The organism is Streptomyces sp. SD31, assembly GCF_052068475.1.
GTDB lineage: Bacteria > Actinomycetota > Actinomycetes > Streptomycetales > Streptomycetaceae > Streptomyces.
Map to the genome: position 1 here is coordinate 128664 of NZ_JBQHCX010000020.1, position 20027 is coordinate 148690.

Consider the following 20027-nt stretch of genomic DNA (forward strand, 5'->3'; position numbering starts at 1 on the left):
CTGGATAGGGGTGCGCGTAGCGCCTAACGGTGCGTCGTGGGTCGGGTCCGCGCCGGGGGGTGTCCGTCCTCGGTCGGGCGGTTGGGGTTGGGGAGAAGGTGCTGTGTCTTGACGCTCGGCTCTGCGGGCGGACACCCCCCGGCCCGTCCCCTTGCCGCCGTGGGCGACTGCGGCACCAATTTCGGCAGGGCGTGCGGCAGCGCTCCGTACCAGAGGCGGGCCACCGTGAAGCCGAACGTCAGGCACAGGATGCCGCCCACCGCGTCCAGCCAGAAGTGGTTGGCCGTCGCGACGATCACCAGGAGGGTCGCCGTGGGGTAGAGGAGGCCCAGGACGCGGATCCAGGGGATCTTCGCCAGGGCGAAGATCGTCAGGCCGGACCAGACGGACCAGCCGATGTGCATCGACGGCATCGCGGCGTACTGGTTCGACATGTTCTTCAGGTCGCCCGAGGCCATCGAACCCCAGGTGTCGTGGACCAGCACCGTGTCGATGAAGCCGGTGTTGGTCATCAGCCGTGGGGGAGCGAGCGGGTACAGGTAGTAACCGATCAGGGCCACGCCGGTGGTGGCGAACAGGACCAGGCGGGTCGCCGCGTAGCGGCCGGGATGGCTGCGGTACAGCCAGACCAGGACGGCCAGGGTGACGATGAAATGCAGCGTCGCGTAGTAGTAGTTCATGCCGACGATGAGCCAAGTCACCGAGTTCACGGTGTGGTTGATCGACTCCTCGACGGCGATGCCGAGGTGGTGCTCCAGCTTCCAGAGCCAGTCGGCATTGCGCAGGGCCTCGGCCCGCTGTTCTGGTACCGCGTTGCGGATCAGTGAGTACGTCCAGTAACTCACCGCGATCAGCAGGATCTCGAACCAGAGGCGGGGGCGGCGAGGAGTGCGCAGGCGGCGCAAGGGGCTCCGCCCCGTCTCGTCCGCGACGGGGGGCGGAACGGCCGCTTCCCGGCCTTCCAGTGTCGTCACGGTGGTGTCACCCATGGGCACAGAGTCTGCCAGAAAAGACTTCCCCGACCGATCATCCTCCGGTCGGGTTCAGGACGCACGTTGTACGACGGGCGGACAGCTCCGGCCTCCTGCCGACGCAGTGCCGGATGCGGGGATTCTCGGCCTTACGGACGACTTAGGGATGGTTCCTGTTACCTGGTGCCGAAGCCGTCGAACCCCGCACCACCAGCTCCGGCATGAACACGAACTCGCTGTGCGGGGCCGGCGTCCCGCCGATCTCCTCGAGGAGCGTGCGTACCGCGGCCTGGCCCATCGCCGGGACCGGCTTGCGGACCGTGGTCAGGGGTGGGTCGGTGAAGGCGATCAGGGGGGAGTCGTCGAAGCCGACGACCGAGATGTCCTTCGGGACCTCCAGGCCGCGCTGCCGGGCCGCCCGTATCGCTCCCAGCGCCATCATGTCGCTGGCGCAGACGACCGCGGTGCAGTCGCGGTCCATCAGGGCCGTGGCGGCGGCCTGGCCGCCCTCCAGGGTGTACAGGGAGTGCTGGATCAGCTCGGTCTCTATGACGTGCGCCGGCAGGTTGAGCTGCTCCTGCATCGTGCGGACGAATCCCTCGATCTTGCGCTGGACCGGGACGAAGCGCTTGGGGCCCAGCGCGAGGCCGATGCGGGTGTGGCCCAGCGAGGCGAGGTGCGTGACCGACAGGTTCATCGCGGCGCGGTCGTCGGGGGAGATGAAAGGCGCCTGGACCTTGGGGGAGAAGCCGTCGACCAGGACGAAGGGAACGCCCTGGGCGCGCAGGCGTTCGTAGCGCTGCATATCGGCGGTGGTGTCCGCGTGCAGGCCCGAGACGTAGATGATGCCGGCCACTCCGCGGTCGACGAGCATCTCCGTCAGCTCGTCCTCGGTCGAGCCGCCCGGGGTCTGGGTGGCCAGCACCGGGGTGTAGCCCTGCCGGGTCAGTGCCTGGCCGATGACCTGGGCCAGCGCCGGGAATATCGGGTTCTCCAGCTCCGGGGTGATCAGGCCCACCAGGCCCTCGCTGCGTTGCCGCAACCGCACCGGGCGCTCATAGCCGAGCACGTCGAGTGCGGCCAGTACGGACTGGCGGGTGGTGGCGGCGACGCCCGGCTTGCCGTTGAGGACGCGGCTGACGGTCGCTTCGCTCACCCCCGCCTGAGCAGCGATGTCGGCAAGCCGTGTGGTCACGCCACTGGACTGTACCGGCCGCATGGCGCCTTGCACACCAATCGGACGCCTGGGGCGACCGGTTGGCCGGCCCGGTCCGGGTTGCTGCGTCATCGCGCTCCCTCGTGAAAGTGATGGCAAGAGCTTGCAGAGTCTTGCACAAGCGGGTCGTGTAGCGCTCCACCCGCGCAAAGAAGCGTCTCACGGTGGTCGCCGACTGGTCACGTGCGGATAACTTCGGAGACCTCTTGCACTTTTTTTCTGCAAGGTCTTTCGTAAGTCTTTCAGCGCTGTTACGTTCACGTCGCCCGGCGGCCTCCCCCACTCTCGAATGTGCTCGAGCGGGGGGACCCCCATCGGCGCAGTCGGCAAGACAGCAGGGGCAGGCAGACGGGGCCGCCTCTGCACTACACGGGCTTTCACCCTCAAGGAGATCTCATGCGGCGTGGCATAGCGGCCACCGCGCTGGTGGCGTCCCTCGCCCTCGCGGCGACGGCCTGCGGCGGAAGTGACAGCGGCGACAGCGCCGACGGGCCGGTCACCATCACCTGGTGGGACACCTCCAACGCCACCAACGAGGCGCCGACGTACCAGGCCCTGGTCAAGGAGTTCGAGGCCGCCAACAAGGACATCAAGGTCAAGTACGTCAACGTCCCCTTCGACCAGGCGCAGAACAAGTTCGACACCGCCGCCGGCTCCAAGGGCGCCCCGGACATCCTGCGCTCCGAGGTCGGCTGGACCCCCGCCTTCGCCAAGAAGGGCTTCTTCCTGCCGCTGGACGGCACCGAGGCCCTCACCGACCAGGCCAAGTTCCAGCCCAACCTCATCGAGCAGGCCAAGTACGAGGGCAAGACGTACGGCGTTCCGTTCACCACGGACACCCTCGCCTTCGTCTACAACAAGGACCTGTTCAAGAAGGCCGGCGTCGAGGCCCCCAAGACCTGGGACGACCTGAAGAAGGCCGCCGCCACGATCAAGGAGAAGACCGGCGTCGACGGCTACTGGGGCTCCACCCAGGCCTACTACGCCCAGACCTTCCTCTACGGCGAGGGCACCGACACCGTCGACGCCGACGCCAAGAAGATCACCGTCGCCTCCGCCGCGGCCAAGAAGGGCTACGGCACCTGGCTGAGCCTCTTCGACGGCAAGGGCCTGCACAAGGCCGACACCACCGCCGACGCCTACGCCCACATCCAGGAGGCGTTCGTCAACGGCAAGGTCGCCTCGATCATGCAGGGCCCGTGGGAGATCACCAACTTCTACAAGGGCTCCGCGTTCAAGGACAAGGCCAACCTGGGCATCGCCACCGTCCCGGCCGGCTCCTCCGGCAAGGCCGGCGCCCCGACCGGCGGCCACAACCTCTCCGTGTACGCCGGCTCCGACGAGGCGCACCAGAAGGCCGCGCTGAAGTTCGTGAACTTCATGACCTCGGCGAAGGCCCAGGAGACCATCGCCCTGAAGAACAACACGCTGCCCACCCGCGACGACGCCTACACCGCCGAGGTCAAGGCCGACCCGGGCATCGCCGGCTACCAGACCGTCCTCGCCGCCGCCCAGCCGCGCCCGGCCCTGCCCGAGTACAGCTCCCTGTGGGGCCCGCTGGACACCGAGCTGCTGAAGGTCGCCGGTGGCAAGGAGTCCCTGGACAAGGGCCTGAGCAACGCCGAGACCTCGATCGCCAAGCTGGTCCCGGACTTCAGCAAGTGACCCCGAGTGGCCGCCGGATCGCCCTGGAGATGGGGGGAGCGATCCGGCGGTCACCGGCCTGTGCGCCGTACGCCCCCGAGCCGTACACCCCTTGATCTGCCGATCTTCGAGAAGGTTGTCGAACCATGACAGTCGCCATCGACCGCGCGACCGGGAAAACCCGAGGTGACCGCGGGCCACGCCGCGGGCTCGGCCAGCGCCTGAAGCGCGGCTACCAGAAGCACTGGTATGCCTACGCGATGATCGCCCCGGTGGTGATCGTCCTCGGCGTCCTCGTGCTCTACCCCTTGGTGTACGGCTTCTACCTGACCCTCACCGACGCCACCAGCCTCAACACGGCCCGCACGATCGGCGTCAACGAGATCGAGGCCACCTACAAGTTCATCGGCTTCGACAACTACGCCGACATCCTGTGGGGCGAGACGGCATACGACCGCTTCTGGTCGCACTTCATCTGGACGATCTTCTGGACGGCGGCCTGCGTCACCCTCCACTACACGATCGGCCTCGGCCTCGCCCTGCTGCTCAACCAGCAGCTGCGCGGCCGCACCCTGTACCGGCTGATCCTCATCCTGCCGTGGGCCGTGCCCACCTTCGTCACCGTCTTCGGCTGGCGGTTCATGCTCGCCGACGGCGGTGTCATCAACTCGTTCCTGGAGACGCTCCACCTGCCGACGCCGCTGTGGCTGGAGGACACCTTCTGGCAGCGGTTCGCCGCGATCATGGTGAACACCTGGTGCGGTGTGCCGTTCATGATGCTCTCGCTGCTCGGCGGGCTGCAGTCCATCGACTCCTCGCTGTACGAGGCCGCGGAGATGGACGGGGCCAGCAGGTGGCAGCAGTTCCGGTACGTCACCCTGCCGGGGCTGCGGTCCGTCAGCTCCACCGTCGTACTCCTCGGCATCATCTGGACCTTCAACCAGTTCGCCATCATCTTCCTGCTGTTCGGCGACACCGCCCCCGACGCCCAGATCCTCGTCACCTGGGCCTACTACCTCGGCTTCGGACAGCAGCCGCGCGACTTCGCGCAGTCGGCCGCCTACGGCATCCTGCTGCTGGCCGTCCTGATCGTCTTCACCTCCTTCTACCGCCGCTGGCTGAACCGCAATGATCCGCAGCTCGCGATCTGAGGCAGGAGTCCCCATGAGCACCACGACCGTCAAGACAACTGCTCCGGCGGACCGGGCCTCCACGCGCAAGTCGGCCCCGCGCGGGACCCGCCGCGGCGAGAACAGCGTCGGCACGTCCGTCGCCTCCCACGGCATCCTGATCGTGGCGAGCCTGATCGCGCTCTTCCCCGTGGCCTGGCTGGTCTTCCTGTCCCTCGGCCCGGACAAGGACGACTACCTCCACCCAGGCGGCATCTGGGGGAAGATGACGCTGGACAACTACACGTACGTCCTCCAGGAGACGAAGTTCTTCGACTGGCTGACGAGCACACTGATCGTCACGCTGGGCACCACGCTCATCGGCGTCGTCATCTCCGCCACCACCGGCTACGCGGTCTCGCGGATGCGCTTTCCGGGCTACAAGAAGTTCATGTGGGTGCTGCTGGTGACCCAGATGTTCCCGGTGGCCGTCCTCATGGTGCCGATGTACCAGATCCTGTCCGAGCTGCAGCTCGTCGACAACTACCTTGGTCTCATCCTCGTCTATTGCACGACGACCGTGCCGTACTGTGCCTGGCTGATGAAGGGGTACTTCGACACGATCCCGTTCGAGATCGACGAGGCGGGACGCGTCGACGGGCTGACCCCCTTCGGCACGTTCGGGCGACTGATCCTGCCGCTCGCCAAGCCGGGCCTGGCGGTCGCCGCGTTCTACAGCTTCCTCACGGCCTTCGGTGAGGTCGCGTTCGCGTCGACGTTCATGCTGTCCGACACGAAGTACACCTTCGCGGTCGGACTGCAGACCTTCGTCAGTGAGCACGACGCGCAGCGCAACCTCATGGCCGCGACGGCGGTGCTGATCGCCATACCTGTCTCCGCGTTCTTCTACTTCGTGCAGAAGAACCTGGTGACCGGACTCACGGCGGGCGGCACGAAGGGCTAGAACGCCGGTTCGGTAGCGCCCCGTTGGGGCGCGGGGCTGTACTGAATTCGCGGCCACCGCCGCGCGGGCGCGTCCAGCCACGGCGGCGCCGCACCAGAACCCGAGGCGGTCGCGGTGTCCATCCGACCCCGCTGTCACCGCGGCCGTCTCGTCATCACCGTTGTATGCACACCTGACCCCATGACCCCTTCCCCCACTCTCGAATTCGCTCGACGAGCAGGGGGACCCCCACCGCACCAAGGACGCCATGAGCCAGCAGCACTCCGCCATCGCCCCGGCCCCGAACCCCGCCAAAGCCAAGCGCAGCGACTGGTGGCGGGACGCGGTGATCTACCAGGTCTATCCGCGCAGCTTCGCCGACAGCAACGGCGACGGTATGGGCGACCTGGAAGGCGTACGCTCCCGACTCCCGTACCTGCGCGACCTCGGCATCGACGCCGTGTGGCTCAGCCCCTTCTACGCCTCCCCGCAGGCCGACGCCGGCTACGACGTCGCCGACTACCGGGCCGTCGACCCGATGTTCGGCAACCTGCTCGACGCGGACGCGCTGATCCGCGACGCCCATGGGCTGGGCCTGCGGATCATCGTCGACCTGGTCCCGAACCACTCCTCCGACCAGCACGAATGGTTCAAGCGGGCCGTCGCGGAGGGCCCCGGCTCCCCGCTGCGCGACCGCTACCACTTCCGTCCCGGCAAGGGCGCGGACGGCGAACTCCCGCCCAACGACTGGGAGTCGATCTTCGGCGGCCCGGCGTGGACGCGGGTCACCGAGCCCGACGGCACCCCCGGCGAGTGGTACCTGCACCTCTTCGCCCCCGAGCAGCCCGACTTCAACTGGGAGCACCCGGCGGTGGGAGACGAGTTCCGCTCGATTCTCCGCTTCTGGCTCGACATGGGCGTCGACGGCTTCCGTATCGACGTGGCCCACGGCCTGGTGAAGGCGGAGGGCCTGCCGGACCTCGGATCCCACGAACAGCTCAAGCTGCTGGGCAACGATGTCATGCCGTTCTTCGACCAGGACGGCGTGCACGCGATCTACCGCCAGTGGCGCACGATCCTCGACGAGTACGCGGGCGAGCGGATCTTCGTCGCGGAGGCCTGGACCCCGACCGTCGAGCGCACGGCGAACTACGTCCGCCCGGACGAGCTGCACCAGGCCTTCAACTTCCAGTACCTGTCGACGGAGTGGGACGCGGAGGAGCTCCGCGAGGTCGTCGACCGCACCCTGGAGGCGATGCGCCCGGTCGGCGCCCCGGCGACGTGGGTCCTGTCCAACCACGACGTCACCCGCCACGCGACGCGGTTCGCCAACCCGCCCGGCCTCGGCACCCAGATCCGCACGGCCGGCGACCGCGAACTGGGCCTGCGCCGCGCGCGGGCGGCGACCCTGCTCATGCTGGCCCTGCCCGGCTCGGCGTACGTCTACCAGGGCGAGGAGTTGGGCCTGCCGGACGTCGTCGACCTCCCCGACGAGGTGCGCCAGGACCCGGCGTACTTCCGGGGCGAGGGCCAGGACGGCTTCCGCGACGGCTGCCGCGTCCCGATCCCGTGGACGCGCGAGGGCTCGTCGTACGGCTTCGGTGCCGGCGGCAGCTGGCTGCCGCAGCCGGCGGGCTGGGGTGAGCTGAGTGTCGAGGCGCAGACGGGGGCTCCGGGCTCGACCCTGGAGCTCTACCGCGCCGCCCTGAGCATCCGCCGCTCCGAGCCCGACCTGGGCGCGGGCGACGCGGTGGAGTGGCTCCGGGCTCCGGAGGGCGTCCTGGCCTTCCGCCGCGGCGAGTTCGTCTGCGTCGCCAACACGAGCGGCGAGTCGGTGACGACCCCGTCCTACGGCCGCGTCCTCCTCACCAGCGGCGAGCTGACCGAGGCGGATGGCGAGACGAAGGTGCCGGCGGACACGACGGTGTGGTGGACGACGGCCTGACCGTCCGGACAGCATCGGAACACGGCCTGTGGCCCACCCCGCGCACGCGGTGGTGGGCCACAGGCCTGTCGAGCCGGTCGGCTACGGACGTCGGGCCTGAGCTTCATGTGCGGCTCCGGAAGGAAACTACGAAGGTATGAGTTTCAACTGCTCGTGAGAGTGGGGCGGTTGTGAAGGCACGTCAAGGCAACGGGTGAAAGTTCTTTCTGTGAATTTCAAACCTCTTGCTGTAAAGCTTTCGTTGGCGGTACGTTCTCGCCGGCGCCCGGCAACGAAGCCGCGCCGCGGCGCAGGGGGGACCCGACTGAGCCGCAACCGCAAGGAGTTCACCCGTGATATCGAGATGGCCGGCGCCCGCGAAGCGCCGTACCGCGCCGGCGGCCCTGACCGCGCTCGCCGTAGCCGCGGCCGTCATGGCCCCCGGCAGCACCGCCTATGCCTCCCCGCCCGGCACCAAGGACGTCACCGCGGTGATGTTCGAGTGGAACTTCGCCTCGGTCGCCAAGGAGTGCACCAACACCCTCGGCCCCGTCGGCTACGGCTACGTCCAGGTCTCCCCGCCCGCCGAGCACATCCAGGGCTCGCAGTGGTGGACCTCGTACCAGCCCGTCAGCTACAAGATCGCGGGACGTCTCGGTGACGCCACCGCCTTCCGGAACATGGTGAACACCTGCCACAACGCGGGTGTGAAGGTCGTCGTCGACACCGTCATCAACCACATGTCCGCGGGCAGCGGCACCGGCACCGGCGGCTCGTCGTACACGAAGTACAACTACCCCGGCCTGTACTCCTCGCCCGACATGAACGACTGCACGGCCACGATCGGCGACTACACCAACCGCACCAACGTCCAGCACTGCGAACTCGTCGGCCTCGCCGACCTGGACACCGGCGAGGAGTACGTCCGCGCCACCATCGCCGGCTACATGAACACCCTGCTCGGCCACGGCGTCGACGGCTTCCGCATCGACGCTGCCAAGCACATCCCGGCGGCCGACCTCGCCAACATCAAGTCGCGCCTCAGCAACCCATCGGTCTACTGGAAGCAGGAGGCCATCCAGGGCAGCGGCGAGGCCGTCCAGCCCACCGAGTACACGGGCAACGGCGATGTGCAGGAGTTCCGCTACGCCTACGACCTCAAGCGCGTCTTCAACAACGAGAACCTCGCCTACCTGAAGAACTACGGCGAGGGCTGGGGCTACATGAGCAGCGGCGTCTCCGGTGTCTTCGTCGACAACCACGACACCGAGCGCAACGGCTCCACGCTCAACTACAAGGACGGCGCCAACTACACACTGGCCAACGTCTTCATGCTCGCCTACCCGTACGGCGCCCCGGACATCAACTCCGGCTACGAGTGGTCGGACGCGGACGCCGGTCCGCCCAACGGCGGCTCCGTGACGGCCTGCTGGCAGGACGGCTGGAAGTGCCAGCACGCCTGGCCGGAGATCATCCGCATGGTTGCCTTCCGCAACGCCACCCGCGGCGAGGCGGTCACCAACTGGTGGGACAACGGCGCCGACGCCATCGCGTTCGGGCGGGGCAGCAAGGGCTACGTCGCCATCAACCACGAGTCGAGCAGCCTGACCCGCACCTACCAGACCTCCCTCGCGGCAGGCACGTACTGCAACGTGCAGAACAACACGACGGTGACCGTGAACTCGAGCGGCCAGTTCACCGCCACGCTCGGGTCCAACACCGCGCTCGCGATCTACGCCGGCAAGTCGAGCTGCTGAGCTGCCGCGCCTTCAAGACGGCCACCCCTGGTCACGGCTTACACGCCGGCGCAGGGGTGGCCGTCCCAGTATCTCGATGTACACGATCCGGCCGTTGACGACGTCGAGGATCAGATCGCCCGACGAGGGCAGGAGCGGCACGCAGCGATGGCCCGCACCGTAGGGCTGCCCCGGCGGATGATGCGTCGTCCGGATGCTCTGGCAGAAGTCGTCGCCGCAGCCGCACTCGGCGACCATGCGGACATCCCACACGCATATGGCCAGCTCGCGTTCGCCCTCCTCCTCCAGGAGGCCGACCAGTTCGTCGACGAGTTCCGGGAAGACGTCGCGAACGAGGGGTGGTTCCTGCTCCATGCGGGGACGGTAGCCGGAGCGACCGCGCGGGGCGATTGATTATGTGCGGTGCGCGCGGGGTTGACGTGTTCAGAACATCGCCCTACGTTCCGCCCTGTGAATGGGAGCGCTCCCACGATTGGGCGGATCATGACTCGCAGACTCAGAAAATGGACGCTGACGTCGTTGTCGGTCCTGTTGACCGCCGCCGGCTTCACCGCGGCCGGCACACCGAACGCCCACGCCGCCACCACGGCCACCATCAACGGCTCCACCACCTACCAGCCCATCGACGGCTTCGGCTTCTCCGAGCACTTCGGACGGGCCGACATCATGCGCGGCTCGCAGGGCTTACCGGCCCAGAAGCAGCGCGAGATCCTCGACCTGCTGCTGAACCGCACCACCGGCGCCGGCCTCAGCATCCTGCGCCTCGGCATCGACTCGGGCATCCAGCCCACCGACCCCGGCGGCCCGAACGCCACCCCCAAGTACCTCTGGGACCGCCAGGACAAGGGCCAGGTGTGGCTCGCCCAGCAGGCCAAGGCGTACGGCGTCACCCGCTTCTTCGCCGACGCGTGGACCGCGCCCGGCTATATGAAGACCAACGGGACGGACGCGAACGGCGGCACCCTGTGCGGGCTGAGCGGCGCGTCCTGTGCGAGCGGCGACTGGCGCCGGGCGTACGCGAACTACCTCGTCCAGTACGCGCGGTTCTACGCCCAGGAGGGCATCGGCATCACCGACCTGGGCTTCACCAACGAGCCCGACTGGACGGCGACGTACGACTCCATGCGGCTCACTCCCGCCCAGGCGGTCGAGTTCACCAAGGTCTTCGGGCCGATCGCCAACGCGGCCGGATACAAGGTGGCCTGCTGCGATTCCTTCGGCTGGAACCAGCAGAAGGCCTACACGGGTGCGATCGAGGCCGACGCCACGGCCCGGGGCCACGTCTCCACCCACACCGGCCACACCTACGCCAGCGCCGTCGACGGCCCGCTGCCGACCTCGAAGCGCACCTGGATGTCGGAGTGGTCGCCCAACGGCACCACCTGGAACGAGAACTGGGACGACGGCAGCGGCTACGACGGCTTCACGGTCGCCTCCGCCGTCCACGACGCCCTCACCAAGGGCAACACCAGCGGATACGTGTACTGGTACGGCGCCTCGGTCGGTGCCACGCGCGGCCTGATCCAGATGGACGGGGCGAACTATCACGTGTCCAAGCGGCTGTGGGCGATCGCCAACTACAGCCGTTTCATCCGGCCGGGGGCGACCCGCATCGGCGCGGCGACCCCGGACGCCAACCTCAGGCTGTCGGCCTTCCGTAACACCGACGGCACGCTGACCGTCGTGGTGCTCAACGCGGCCACCAGCGCCCAGCGGGTGTCGTACAGCCTGCGGAACACCGGCATCACGACCGGCACCGCGACGCCGTACCTCACCAACGGCTCGAACAGCATGGCCCAGCAGTCCGCCGTGGCCGTGAGCGGGGGGTCGCTGACCGCCACGGTCCCCGCTCGCTCCCTGTCCACCTACATCGTCAAGCGATAACGGCGTGTACTGCATGGTGTACGTCAACCGCCCGTGGGGTGGCGCCTCGGGCTGCTGACGCAGACCAACTCCACCTGCTGAGCGGTCTGCTGAAAGTTCTTGCCGATGGTTTCAAGCCTCTTGCTGTAAGCCTTTCGACGGCGATACGGTCACGCGGGGTCGGACCCAAGAGAGCCGCAATCGCAAGGAGTCCATCTGTGATACCGAGATGGCCGACGCCGTCGAGGCGCCGAACCGCCCATATCGGACGGGTCGCTGCGGTCACCGTGACCGCGCTGGCCGCAGCACTCGTCCAGCCTCTCGCGGCGCGGGCGGACACCCCGCCTCCGCCCCCGTCCGACGCCAAGCTCGCCGCCGAGCCGGCCCGGCACGACGCCACCCGCGAGCAGTTCTACTTCGTCCTGCCGGACCGTTTCGCCAACGGCGACGCGAGCAACGACAAGGGCGGCCTGACCGGCTCGCGCCTCGCCACCGGCTACGACCCCACCGACAAAGGGTTCTACCAGGGCGGCGACCTCAAGGGCCTGACGAAGAAGCTCGACTACATCAAGGGCCTCGGCACCACGTCCATCTGGATGGCGCCGATCTTCAAAAACCAGCCCGTGCAGGGGACGGGGAGCAACGCCTCCGCCGGCTACCACGGCTACTGGATCACCGACTTCACCCAGGTCGACCCGCACTTCGGCACCAACAAGGACCTGGAGACCCTCATCGCCAAGGCGCACGCCAAGGGCATGAAGGTCTTCTTCGACGTCATCACCAACCACACCGCCGATGTCGTCGACTATGAGGAGAAGTCCTACGACTACCTCTCCAAGGGCGCCTTCCCGTACCTCACCAAGGACGGCAAGCCCTTCGACGACGCCGACTACGCGGACGGGAAGTCCGAGTTCCCCGCGGTCGACACCGACTCCTTCCCGCGCACCCCGACCGTCCCCGCCGGGAAGAAGAACGCCAAGGTCCCGTCGTGGCTCAACGACCCGACGATGTACCACAACCGCGGCGACTCCACCTTCGCCGGTGAGAGCTCCACGCACGGCGACTTCGGCGGCCTCGACGACCTGTGGACCGAGCGTCCCGAGGTCGTGCAGGGCATGGAGAAGATCTACCAGCGCTGGGTCAGGGACTTCGACATCGACGGCTTCCGGATCGACACCGTGAAGCACGTCAACACGGAGTTCTGGACCCAGTGGGCCACGGCGCTGGACTCCTACGCCGCCAAGCAGGGCCGCGACGACTTCTTCATGTTCGGCGAGGTGTACTCCGCCGACACGAACATCACCTCCCCGTACGTCACCCAGGGCCGCCTCGACGCCACGCTCGACTTCCCCTTCCAGGAGGCGGCCCGCAGCTACGCCTCCCAGGGCGGCAGCGCCAAGAAGCTGGCGTCCGTCTTCGGGGACGACTACAAGTACACGACCGACAAGGCCAACGCCTACGAGCAGGTCACCTTCCTCGGCAACCACGACATGGGCCGCATCGGGTACTTCCTGAACCAGGACAACCCGAAGGCGACGGACGCCGAACTGCTGAAGAAGGACCAGCTCGCCAACGAGCTGATGTTCCTCAGCCGCGGCAACCCGGTCGTCTACTACGGCGACGAGCAGGGCTTCACCGGCGCCGGCGGCGACAAGGACGCCCGCCAGACGATGTTCGCGTCGAAGACGGCCGACTACCTCGACGACGACGAGATCGGCACCGACCGCACGCACGCGAGCGACGCCTATGACACAACCGCGCCGCTGTACCGGCAGATCAGCGCGCTCGCCAAGCTCCGCAAGGCCAACCCGGCCCTCGCCGACGGAATCCAGACCGAGCGGTACGCGGCCGACGGCGCCGGCATCTACGCCTTCTCCCGCACCGCCGCCAAGTCGGGCACGGAGTACCTCGTAGCCTTCAACAACGCCGGCGAGGCCAAGACGGCAACCGTCCCGGTCGGCTCCGCGGGCATGACGTACGCGGGCATCTACGGCACCGAGGCGAAGGTCAGGTCCGACGGCGACAAGAAGCTCACCGTCACCGTCCCGGCCGGCTCGGCGATCGTCCTCAAGGCGACCGGCAAGCCCGCCGAGCCGGCCACCGAGCCGACGCTCACCCTCAAGGCCCCCGCGACCGGCGCCACCGGCACGGTCGAGGTCGGCGCCGACGTCGACGGGGGACAGCTCAACCGCGTCGTCTTCGCCGCGCAGGTCGGAGGCGGCAAGTGGAAGACGCTCGGTTCCGCTGATCACGCCCCGTACAAGGTCACGCAGGCCATCGGGAAGGACGTACCGGCTGGAACGGCCCTGCGCTACAAGGCGGTAGTGATCGACTCGGCGGGCCGCACGGCGAGCGCGACGGCCGAGAGCACCACCGGCACCCCGCCCGCTCCCGAGATCCCCTCCGCCTCCTCCCGCGACTACGCGGTCGTCCACTACAAGCGCACGGACGGCGACTACGCGAACTGGGGGCTGTACGCCTGGGGCGACCTCGCCGACGGCGAGGCCACGAACTGGCCGGACAGCCACCCCTTCGTCGGCCGTGACGCCTACGGTGCCTTCGCCTACGTCAAGCTGAAGCCCGGCGCCTCGAACGTCGGCTTCCTCGTCATCGACAAGGAGGGCAACAAGGACGTCTCCGCCGACCGCACGATCGATGTCACCAAGACCGGCGAGGTCTGGATCGAGCAGGGCAAGACGGACGTACGCACCGAGAAGCCGACGGCCGACTACCCGGCCCCGGACAAGACCAGGGCGACCCTCCACTACCACCGCGCCGACGGCAGCTACGACGGCTGGGGCCTGCACGTCTGGACGGGCGCCGCGCACCCCACCGACTGGTCGAACCCCCTGAAGCCGGTCAAGACTGATGCCTATGGCGCAGTCTTCGAGGTACCGCTCACCGACGGTGCCACCAGCCTCAGCTACATCCTCCACAAGGGCGACGAGAAGGACCTGCCCACCGACCAGTCGCTCGACCTCACGGCGAACGGCCATGAGGTGTGGCTGTTGAGCGGCCAGGAGAAGTACCTGCTCCCGCAGCCCGCGGGCTCCGCGGCCGCGCTCGACCTGACCACCTCCAAGGCCGTCTGGATCGACCGGAACACGGTCGCCTGGAACGGCTCCGAGGCCGCCGCCTCCACCCAGCTGCTCTACAGCCGCGACGGCTCGATCGCGGTGAAGGACGGGACGCTGACCAGCGACGACGAGCGCTGGCTGCGGCTGTCGAAGACCAGCCTCACCGACGCCCAGAAGGCGAAGTTTCCGCACCTGAAGGACTACACCGCCTGGACCGTCGACCCACGCGACCGCGACCGGGTTCGCGAGGCACTCACCGGCCAGGTCGTCGCCTCACAGCGGGCCGCGAACGGAGCCGTGCTCGCGGCGACCGGCGTCCAGATCGCCGGCGTCCTCGACGCTCTCCACCCCGGCGCGACCAAGGCCGACCTGGGACCGACCTTCGACAAGAGCGGCCGGCCCACGCTGGCCGTGTGGGCGCCGACCGCGCAGCACGTCGCGCTGGAGCTCGACGGCTCCACGGTGCGGATGAAGCGCGACACCGCCACCGGCGTCTGGTCGGTCACCGGCCCCCGGTCCTGGAAGGGCAAGCCGTACCGGTACGTCGTCCAGGTGTGGGCGCCCAGCGTCCAGAAGGTCGTCACCAACAAGGTCACAGACCCCTACTCGGTCGCCCTGACCACCGACTCCGAGCGCAGCCTCGTCGTCGACCTGGACGACAGCTCCCTGGCGCCGAGCGGCTGGTCCTCGTACACCAAGCCCAAGGCCGTACCGCTGAACGACGCCCAGATCCAGGAGCTGCACATCCGGGACTTCTCGGTCGAGGACAGGACAGCCAAGAACCGGGGCACCTACCTCGCCTTCACCGACAAGGGCAGCGACGGCTCCAAGCACCTGCGCGCGCTGGCGAAGTCGGGCACGTCATACGTCCACCTCCTGCCCGCCTTCGACATCGCCACCATCCCCGAGAAGAAGTCCGACCAGGCGGTCACCGACTGCGACCTCGCCTCCTTCCCCGCCGACTCCGACAAGCAGCAGGAGTGCGTGGCGAAGATCGCCGCGAAGGACGCCTACAACTGGGGCTACGACCCGTACCACTACACGGTCCCCGAGGGCTCGTACGCCACCGACCCGGACGGCACCGGCCGCACGGTCGAGTTCCGCAAGATGGTCAAGGCGCTGAACGACGACGGCCTGCGGGTCGTCATGGACGTCGTCTACAACCACACCGCGGCCAGTGGGCAGGCGCGGACGAGCGTCCTGGACCGGATCGTTCCCGGCTACTACCAGCGGCTCCTCGCCGACGGCTCGGTCGCGAACAGCACCTGCTGCTCCAACACGGCCACCGAGAACGCCATGATGGGCAAGCTGGTCGTCGACTCGATCGTCACCTGGGCCAAGGAGTACAAGGTCGACGGCTTCCGCTTCGACCTGATGGGCCACCACCCGAAGGCCAACATCCTGGCGGTCAGGAAGGCCCTGGATGCGCTGACCCTCGCTGAGGACGGCGTCGACGGCAAGAAGATCATCCTGTACGGCGAGGGCTGGAACTTCGGCGAGGTCGCAGACGACGCCCGCTTCGTGCAGGCCACGCAGAAGAACATGGCGGGGACGGGCATCGCGACCTTCTCCGACCGCGCGCGGGACGCCGTACGCGGCGGCGGGCCCTTCGACGAGGACCCCGGCGTCCAGGGCTTCGCGTCCGGCCTGTACACCGACCCCAACTCGTCCACGAGCAACGGCACTTCTACCGAGCAGAAGGCCCGCCTGCTGCACTACCAGGACCTGATCAAGGTGGGTCTCTCCGGCAACCTCGCGAAGTACCGGTTCACCGACACCGACGGCAAGGAGGTCACCGGCGCCGAGGTCGACTACAACGGCCGGCCCGCCGGGTACGCGGACGCGCCGGGCGACGCCCTCGCCTACGTCGACGCGCACGACAACGAGTCGCTGTTCGACGCGCTGGCGTTCAAGCTGCCCATCGGCACGAGCGCCGCCGACCGCGCCCGGATGCAGGTCCTCGCCATGGCCACGGCCACCCTCTCGCAGGGCCCGGCCCTGTCCCAGGCCGGCACCGACCTGCTGCGCTCGAAGTCGCTGGACCGCAACTCCTACGACAGCGGTGACTGGTTCAACGCCATCCACTGGAAGTGCGCCGACGGCAACGGCTTCGGACGGGGGCTGCCGATGGCGGCCGACAACGCGTCCAAGTGGCCGTATGCCAAGCCCCTGTTGAGTACCGTCCAGGTCGGCTGCGGGCAGATCGAGGGCGCCTCGGCGGCGTACCAGGACCTGCTCAAGATCCGTACGACGGAGGGCGCGTTCTCCCTCGACACCGCCGACCAGGTGCAGTCGAAGCTGTCCTTCCCGCTGTCCGGCAAGGACGAGACGCCCGGCGTGATCACCATGCGCCTCGGTGACCTCGTCGTCGTCTTCAACGCGACGCCCGAGAAGCAGGAGCAGCGCATCGCCTCGCTCGTCGGCGACGGCTACCAACTGCATCCGGTACAGGCCTCGGGGGCGGACCCTATCGTCAAGTCCTCGTCCTACGAGGAGAAATCCGGCACGTTCGCCGTTCCGGGGCGCACTGTCGCCGTCTTCGCACGGGCGCTCTGACACGGCGCTAACTTGAGTGGGGCGGCCCCGGCCACGGGCCCGCCCCACTCACGTGTATCGAAGGCTGCGGACGATGGACGGTTACGGCAAGCAGTCCGGTACGACGGTGATGGTTGTCGACGACGTATCGGCCAGCCGCTACGCCATGGGCGCCGTGCTGCGTCGCGCGGGCCACGATGTCGTACCGGTCGCGAGCGCGGGCGAGGCGCTGAGCGAACTCGACCTGCGGCTGCGCGCGGGCGCCCTGCCCGACGTGGCCCTCGTCGATGTCGGGCTGCCGGACATGAGCGGCTTCGAACTGTGCCGCCGGGTCAAGGCCCGCCCGTCCACGTCTGCGCTGCCCGTCGTCCACTTCTCGGCCACGGCCATGGAGGTGGGGGACCGGTGCTGGGGGCTCGACGTGGGCGCCGACGCCTATCTGACCGTGCCGGCCGAGCCGAGGGAGATCCAGGCCGTCGTCCGGTCCGCGGTGCGCCGGGCGCGCCGGCGCACCGCGGCCGAGACGCTGGCACACCGGCTGACGCTGCTGTCCGAGGCCATCGTCACCGTGCAGACGGCGCGCTGCCTGGGGGAGCTGGCCGACGCGGCCGCCGCGGGGGCGGCCCGGCTCAGCGGTACGCCCGCCGTCGTCTTCGTCATCGGCCCGGACGGCGAACCCCACTGGGGCTGCTCCCCGAGCCCCCTCCACCTGCCCCGGAGCCACGGCTTCACCCGCCCGGCGGGAACCCCCACCGCCCTGCCCGACACCGCCCCGCACGTGGCGGCGGCACGGCTGATCACCCGGATCGCGGAGGGACGGAACGGAGTGCACAGCACGATGGTGCCCGCCTCGCTATGGCCCGCCGGCTTCTTCCGTCCCGGCATCCGGGAGGAGGCCCACCTGGTGCTGGCGTCGGGACAGGAGGGCCGAGCCCGTGTATGCATCGCGACACCGGCATGTGCAGCGCCCCAAAGAGGCGCGGGGCGGTATCGATATGCGGCTCCGCCGCGGGGCGCGACCCACCACGACGTGCCCGCGGACGCCCGACGACACAACGCGGCACTTTCTATCGCGGCACTCCCCGCGTCACTCCCCGCCGAGCGCGCCGCGGAGCGCCTGGCCCAAGCCACCGCCCTCGCCGCCGAACCGCTGCTGATGTACCAGGCGGAACGGGACATCGCCCTCACCCTGCAGCACAGCTTCCTGCCCCGGCCGTACCGGCTCCCCGCGCTGCCCGGCGTGGACGTCGTCGTCCGGTACGTCCCCGCGTCCCGGCAGGCCGAGATCGGCGGGGACTTCTACGCCGCCCTGCGCACCGACCACGGGGTGCTCACCGCCGTCGGGGACGTCGTCGGGCACTCGCTGGACGCGGCCACGGTGATGGTCGAGATCCGGCACGCGCTGCGCGCCTACTGCGTCGAGGAGAGCGACCCCGGCGCGCTCGCGGCCCGGCTGGACCGGATGCTTCAGCACTACCACCCCGATGTCACCGCCACGGTCTGCCTGGCCCTGGTCGACCCCGGGACCGGGCGCATCAGGATCGCCAACGCGGGCCACATTCCGCCGCTGATCCTGCGGGACGCGGGCGACGCCGAGTACGTCCCGGTGGACGGCCCGCTGCTCGGGCTCGCCCTCGACCGGCCCGAGCCCAGCGAGCTGGTCCTGGACCGGGGGGACCGCCTCCTCATGGTCACCGACGGCCTCATCGAGACCCGCGGCATCGACCTCGCCACGTCCATGGAGCAGCTGCGCACGGCCGCCACCGAGGCACCGGACGGCCTCGACGCGCTGTGCGACACGCTGCTGGGCTGCTTCGGGCGGGGCCGGGAGGACGACATCGCGATGCTGGCGCTGCGGTTAGGGTGAGCCCAGATGCTGCCGTAGAACAGGAGTGCCCATGCCGCAGATCACCGTCGACTATTCCGGCGTACTGGCCCACGCCTTCGACCGGGAGGGGTTCGCGCGGGCGCTCCACTCCGCCACCGTCGAGATCGCGGCGGCTAAGCCGGAGGCGTGCAAGACGCAGTTCCGTCGGAGCGAGTACACGGTGTTCGGCTACGAGGACCCCGATGAGCAGGGCCACGCGGTCGTGCACGTCACGCTCGGACTGCTGGCCGGCCGCACCGAGGAGACGAAGGCGAAGCTGACCGAGGCCGTCCTGGAGCTGCTGCGGAAGCACGTGGAGGAGGACGCGTTCGTCCTGCACGCCTCCGCCGAGGTGCGCGACCTCGACTCGTCCTACCGCAAGTTCGAACGCTAGGCCCTGTCCGACAGGGTCTTAGGATGCCAAGGAGATCAGCCGGGTGACCAGGTCGCCGAACGGATCGTCGGCCGGCTCCTCCTTCAGCATGCGGCGCAGCAGCTCGCCCATCTCGTCGTCGTGGGCGGCGCTGACCGCGGCCAGCGCGGCGAAGTCGTGCACCAGCTGGGCCTCCAGCTCGGCGCGCGGGATGCGCCGCCCGTCCAGCCAGATCAGCGCCGTCGACTCGGCCAGCGAGATCCAGGAGCGGACGACCAGTTCCAGGCGCGCGGGCGGGTTCTCCACCTTCAGGTGCGAAAGGATCTGGACATACGCGGCCTGCCGCACGGAGTCGACGAGCGCGTTCGTCGCCGTCGAGCCGACCGCTGGGCCGCCGCGCATCAGCGCCGAGAAACCGGGGCCGTGCTCGTCGACGAAGTCGAAGTACCGGCGCATCACCCGCAGCAGCCGGGCCCCCAGCGGCCCCTCCTGCGGCTCGACGAAACGGGCCGCCAGGTCCTGCGCGGCACGCTTCAACGCGGCTTCGTACAGGCTGAGTTTGCCGGGGAAGTAGTGGTAGACCAGCGGACGGGAGATGCCCGCCGCCGACGCTATCTCGTCGATGGAGACATCGTCGGGCGAGCGCTGGCTGAACAGTTCGAGGGCGACGCCGATCAACTGCTGCCGCCGCTCCTCGACTCCCATTCTTCGGCGTACCCCGGTAGTCATGCGAACACCTTACCGATCG

13 protein-coding genes are annotated in these 20027 nt (G+C 68.8%); 9 read left to right on the forward strand and 4 right to left on the reverse strand.

All coding sequences use genetic code 11. The features are described from left to right. Window positions 1–23 precede the first annotated feature (23 nt). Window positions 24–989 (reverse strand): phosphatase PAP2 family protein, encoded by a 966-nt coding sequence (locus tag ACTMVF_RS35295; protein WP_441275132.1) that lies wholly within the window; start codon window positions 987–989, stop codon window positions 24–26. Window positions 990–1131: 142 nt separating this feature from the next. Beyond that, window positions 1132–2166 (reverse strand): LacI family DNA-binding transcriptional regulator, encoded by a 1035-nt coding sequence (locus ACTMVF_RS35300; RefSeq protein WP_441275133.1) that lies wholly within the window; start codon window positions 2164–2166, stop codon window positions 1132–1134. Between the two features lie 417 nt (window positions 2167–2583). Between ACTMVF_RS35300 and ACTMVF_RS35305 the strand changes: the two genes are divergently transcribed. From ACTMVF_RS35305 to ACTMVF_RS35325, 5 genes are all read left to right on the forward strand, one after another. Then, complete coding sequence (locus ACTMVF_RS35305; RefSeq protein WP_441275134.1) at window positions 2584–3852, forward strand: extracellular solute-binding protein; 1269 nt, start codon at window positions 2584–2586, stop codon at window positions 3850–3852. A gap of 125 nt (window positions 3853–3977) precedes the next feature. After that, window positions 3978–4982: a carbohydrate ABC transporter permease gene (locus tag ACTMVF_RS35310; protein WP_441275135.1), complete on the forward strand. Its 1005-nt coding sequence runs from the start codon at window positions 3978–3980 to the stop codon at window positions 4980–4982. Window positions 4983–4995: 13 nt separating this feature from the next. Continuing rightward, on the forward strand, window positions 4996–5904 hold the full coding sequence (locus ACTMVF_RS35315; RefSeq protein ID WP_441275136.1) for a sugar ABC transporter permease: 909 nt from the start codon (window positions 4996–4998) through the stop codon (window positions 5902–5904). A gap of 247 nt (window positions 5905–6151) precedes the next feature. Next, window positions 6152–7828 (forward strand): glycoside hydrolase family 13 protein, encoded by a 1677-nt coding sequence (locus ACTMVF_RS35320; protein WP_441275137.1) that lies wholly within the window; start codon window positions 6152–6154, stop codon window positions 7826–7828. A 413-nt stretch (window positions 7829–8241) separates the two neighbouring features. After that, entirely contained in the window at window positions 8242–9564 is a 1323-nt protein-coding gene (locus tag ACTMVF_RS35325; RefSeq protein ID WP_441275206.1) for an alpha-amylase, read from the forward strand. Window positions 9565–9576: 12 nt separating this feature from the next. Here the strand turns inward: ACTMVF_RS35325 and ACTMVF_RS35330 are convergent, their stop codons facing one another. Beyond that, complete coding sequence (locus ACTMVF_RS35330; protein ID WP_441275138.1) at window positions 9577–9918, reverse strand: hypothetical protein; 342 nt, start codon at window positions 9916–9918, stop codon at window positions 9577–9579. A gap of 129 nt (window positions 9919–10047) precedes the next feature. On the opposite strand from ACTMVF_RS35330, the gene ACTMVF_RS35335 reads away from it, so the two are divergent. The 4 genes from ACTMVF_RS35335 to ACTMVF_RS35350 all read left to right on the forward strand — a co-directional run bounded on the left by ACTMVF_RS35335 (window position 10048) and on the right by ACTMVF_RS35350 (window position 19300). After that, the gene (locus ACTMVF_RS35335) at window positions 10048–11448 is read left to right on the forward strand and encodes a glycoside hydrolase family 30 protein (RefSeq protein ID WP_441275139.1); all 1401 of its coding nucleotides are present in this window, start codon (window positions 10048–10050) and stop codon (window positions 11446–11448) included. A 197-nt stretch (window positions 11449–11645) separates the two neighbouring features. Beyond that, the gene (gene pulA / locus ACTMVF_RS35340; protein ID WP_441275140.1) at window positions 11646–17060 is read left to right on the forward strand and encodes a pullulanase-type alpha-1,6-glucosidase; all 5415 of its coding nucleotides are present in this window, start codon (window positions 11646–11648) and stop codon (window positions 17058–17060) included. 73 nt (window positions 17061–17133) lie between these two features. Continuing rightward, window positions 17134–18906 carry a SpoIIE family protein phosphatase gene (locus ACTMVF_RS35345; protein WP_441275141.1) on the forward strand — a complete coding sequence of 591 codons (1773 nt, stop codon included), beginning with the start codon at window positions 17134–17136 and terminating at the stop codon, window positions 18904–18906. Between the two features lie 31 nt (window positions 18907–18937). Beyond that, entirely contained in the window at window positions 18938–19300 is a 363-nt protein-coding gene (locus ACTMVF_RS35350; protein ID WP_441275142.1) for a 5-carboxymethyl-2-hydroxymuconate Delta-isomerase, read from the forward strand. An 18-nt stretch (window positions 19301–19318) separates the two neighbouring features. On the opposite strand, the gene ACTMVF_RS35355 is transcribed toward ACTMVF_RS35350, so the two are convergent. Beyond that, complete coding sequence (locus tag ACTMVF_RS35355) at window positions 19319–20008, reverse strand: TetR/AcrR family transcriptional regulator (protein WP_441275143.1); 690 nt, start codon at window positions 20006–20008, stop codon at window positions 19319–19321. Between the last annotated feature and the right edge of the window lie 19 nt (window positions 20009–20027).

Coding starts and splice junctions, on each gene's coding strand:
- ACTMVF_RS35345 (WP_441275141.1), top strand. CDS start 17,134: ATGGACGGTTACGGCAAGCAGTCCGGTACGACGGTGATGGTTGTCGAC.
- ACTMVF_RS35295 (WP_441275132.1), bottom strand. CDS start 989: ATGGGTGACACCACCGTGACGACACTGGAAGGCCGGGAAGCGGCCGTT.
- ACTMVF_RS35305 (WP_441275134.1), top strand. CDS start 2,584: ATGCGGCGTGGCATAGCGGCCACCGCGCTGGTGGCGTCCCTCGCCCTC.
- ACTMVF_RS35320 (WP_441275137.1), top strand. CDS start 6,152: ATGAGCCAGCAGCACTCCGCCATCGCCCCGGCCCCGAACCCCGCCAAA.
- ACTMVF_RS35310 (WP_441275135.1), top strand. CDS start 3,978: ATGACAGTCGCCATCGACCGCGCGACCGGGAAAACCCGAGGTGACCGC.
- ACTMVF_RS35330 (WP_441275138.1), bottom strand. CDS start 9,918: ATGGAGCAGGAACCACCCCTCGTTCGCGACGTCTTCCCGGAACTCGTC.
- ACTMVF_RS35335 (WP_441275139.1), top strand. CDS start 10,048: ATGACTCGCAGACTCAGAAAATGGACGCTGACGTCGTTGTCGGTCCTG.
- ACTMVF_RS35350 (WP_441275142.1), top strand. CDS start 18,938: ATGCCGCAGATCACCGTCGACTATTCCGGCGTACTGGCCCACGCCTTC.
- ACTMVF_RS35355 (WP_441275143.1), bottom strand. CDS start 20,008: ATGACTACCGGGGTACGCCGAAGAATGGGAGTCGAGGAGCGGCGGCAG.
- ACTMVF_RS35325 (WP_441275206.1), top strand. CDS start 8,242: ATGGCCCCCGGCAGCACCGCCTATGCCTCCCCGCCCGGCACCAAGGAC.
- ACTMVF_RS35315 (WP_441275136.1), top strand. CDS start 4,996: ATGAGCACCACGACCGTCAAGACAACTGCTCCGGCGGACCGGGCCTCC.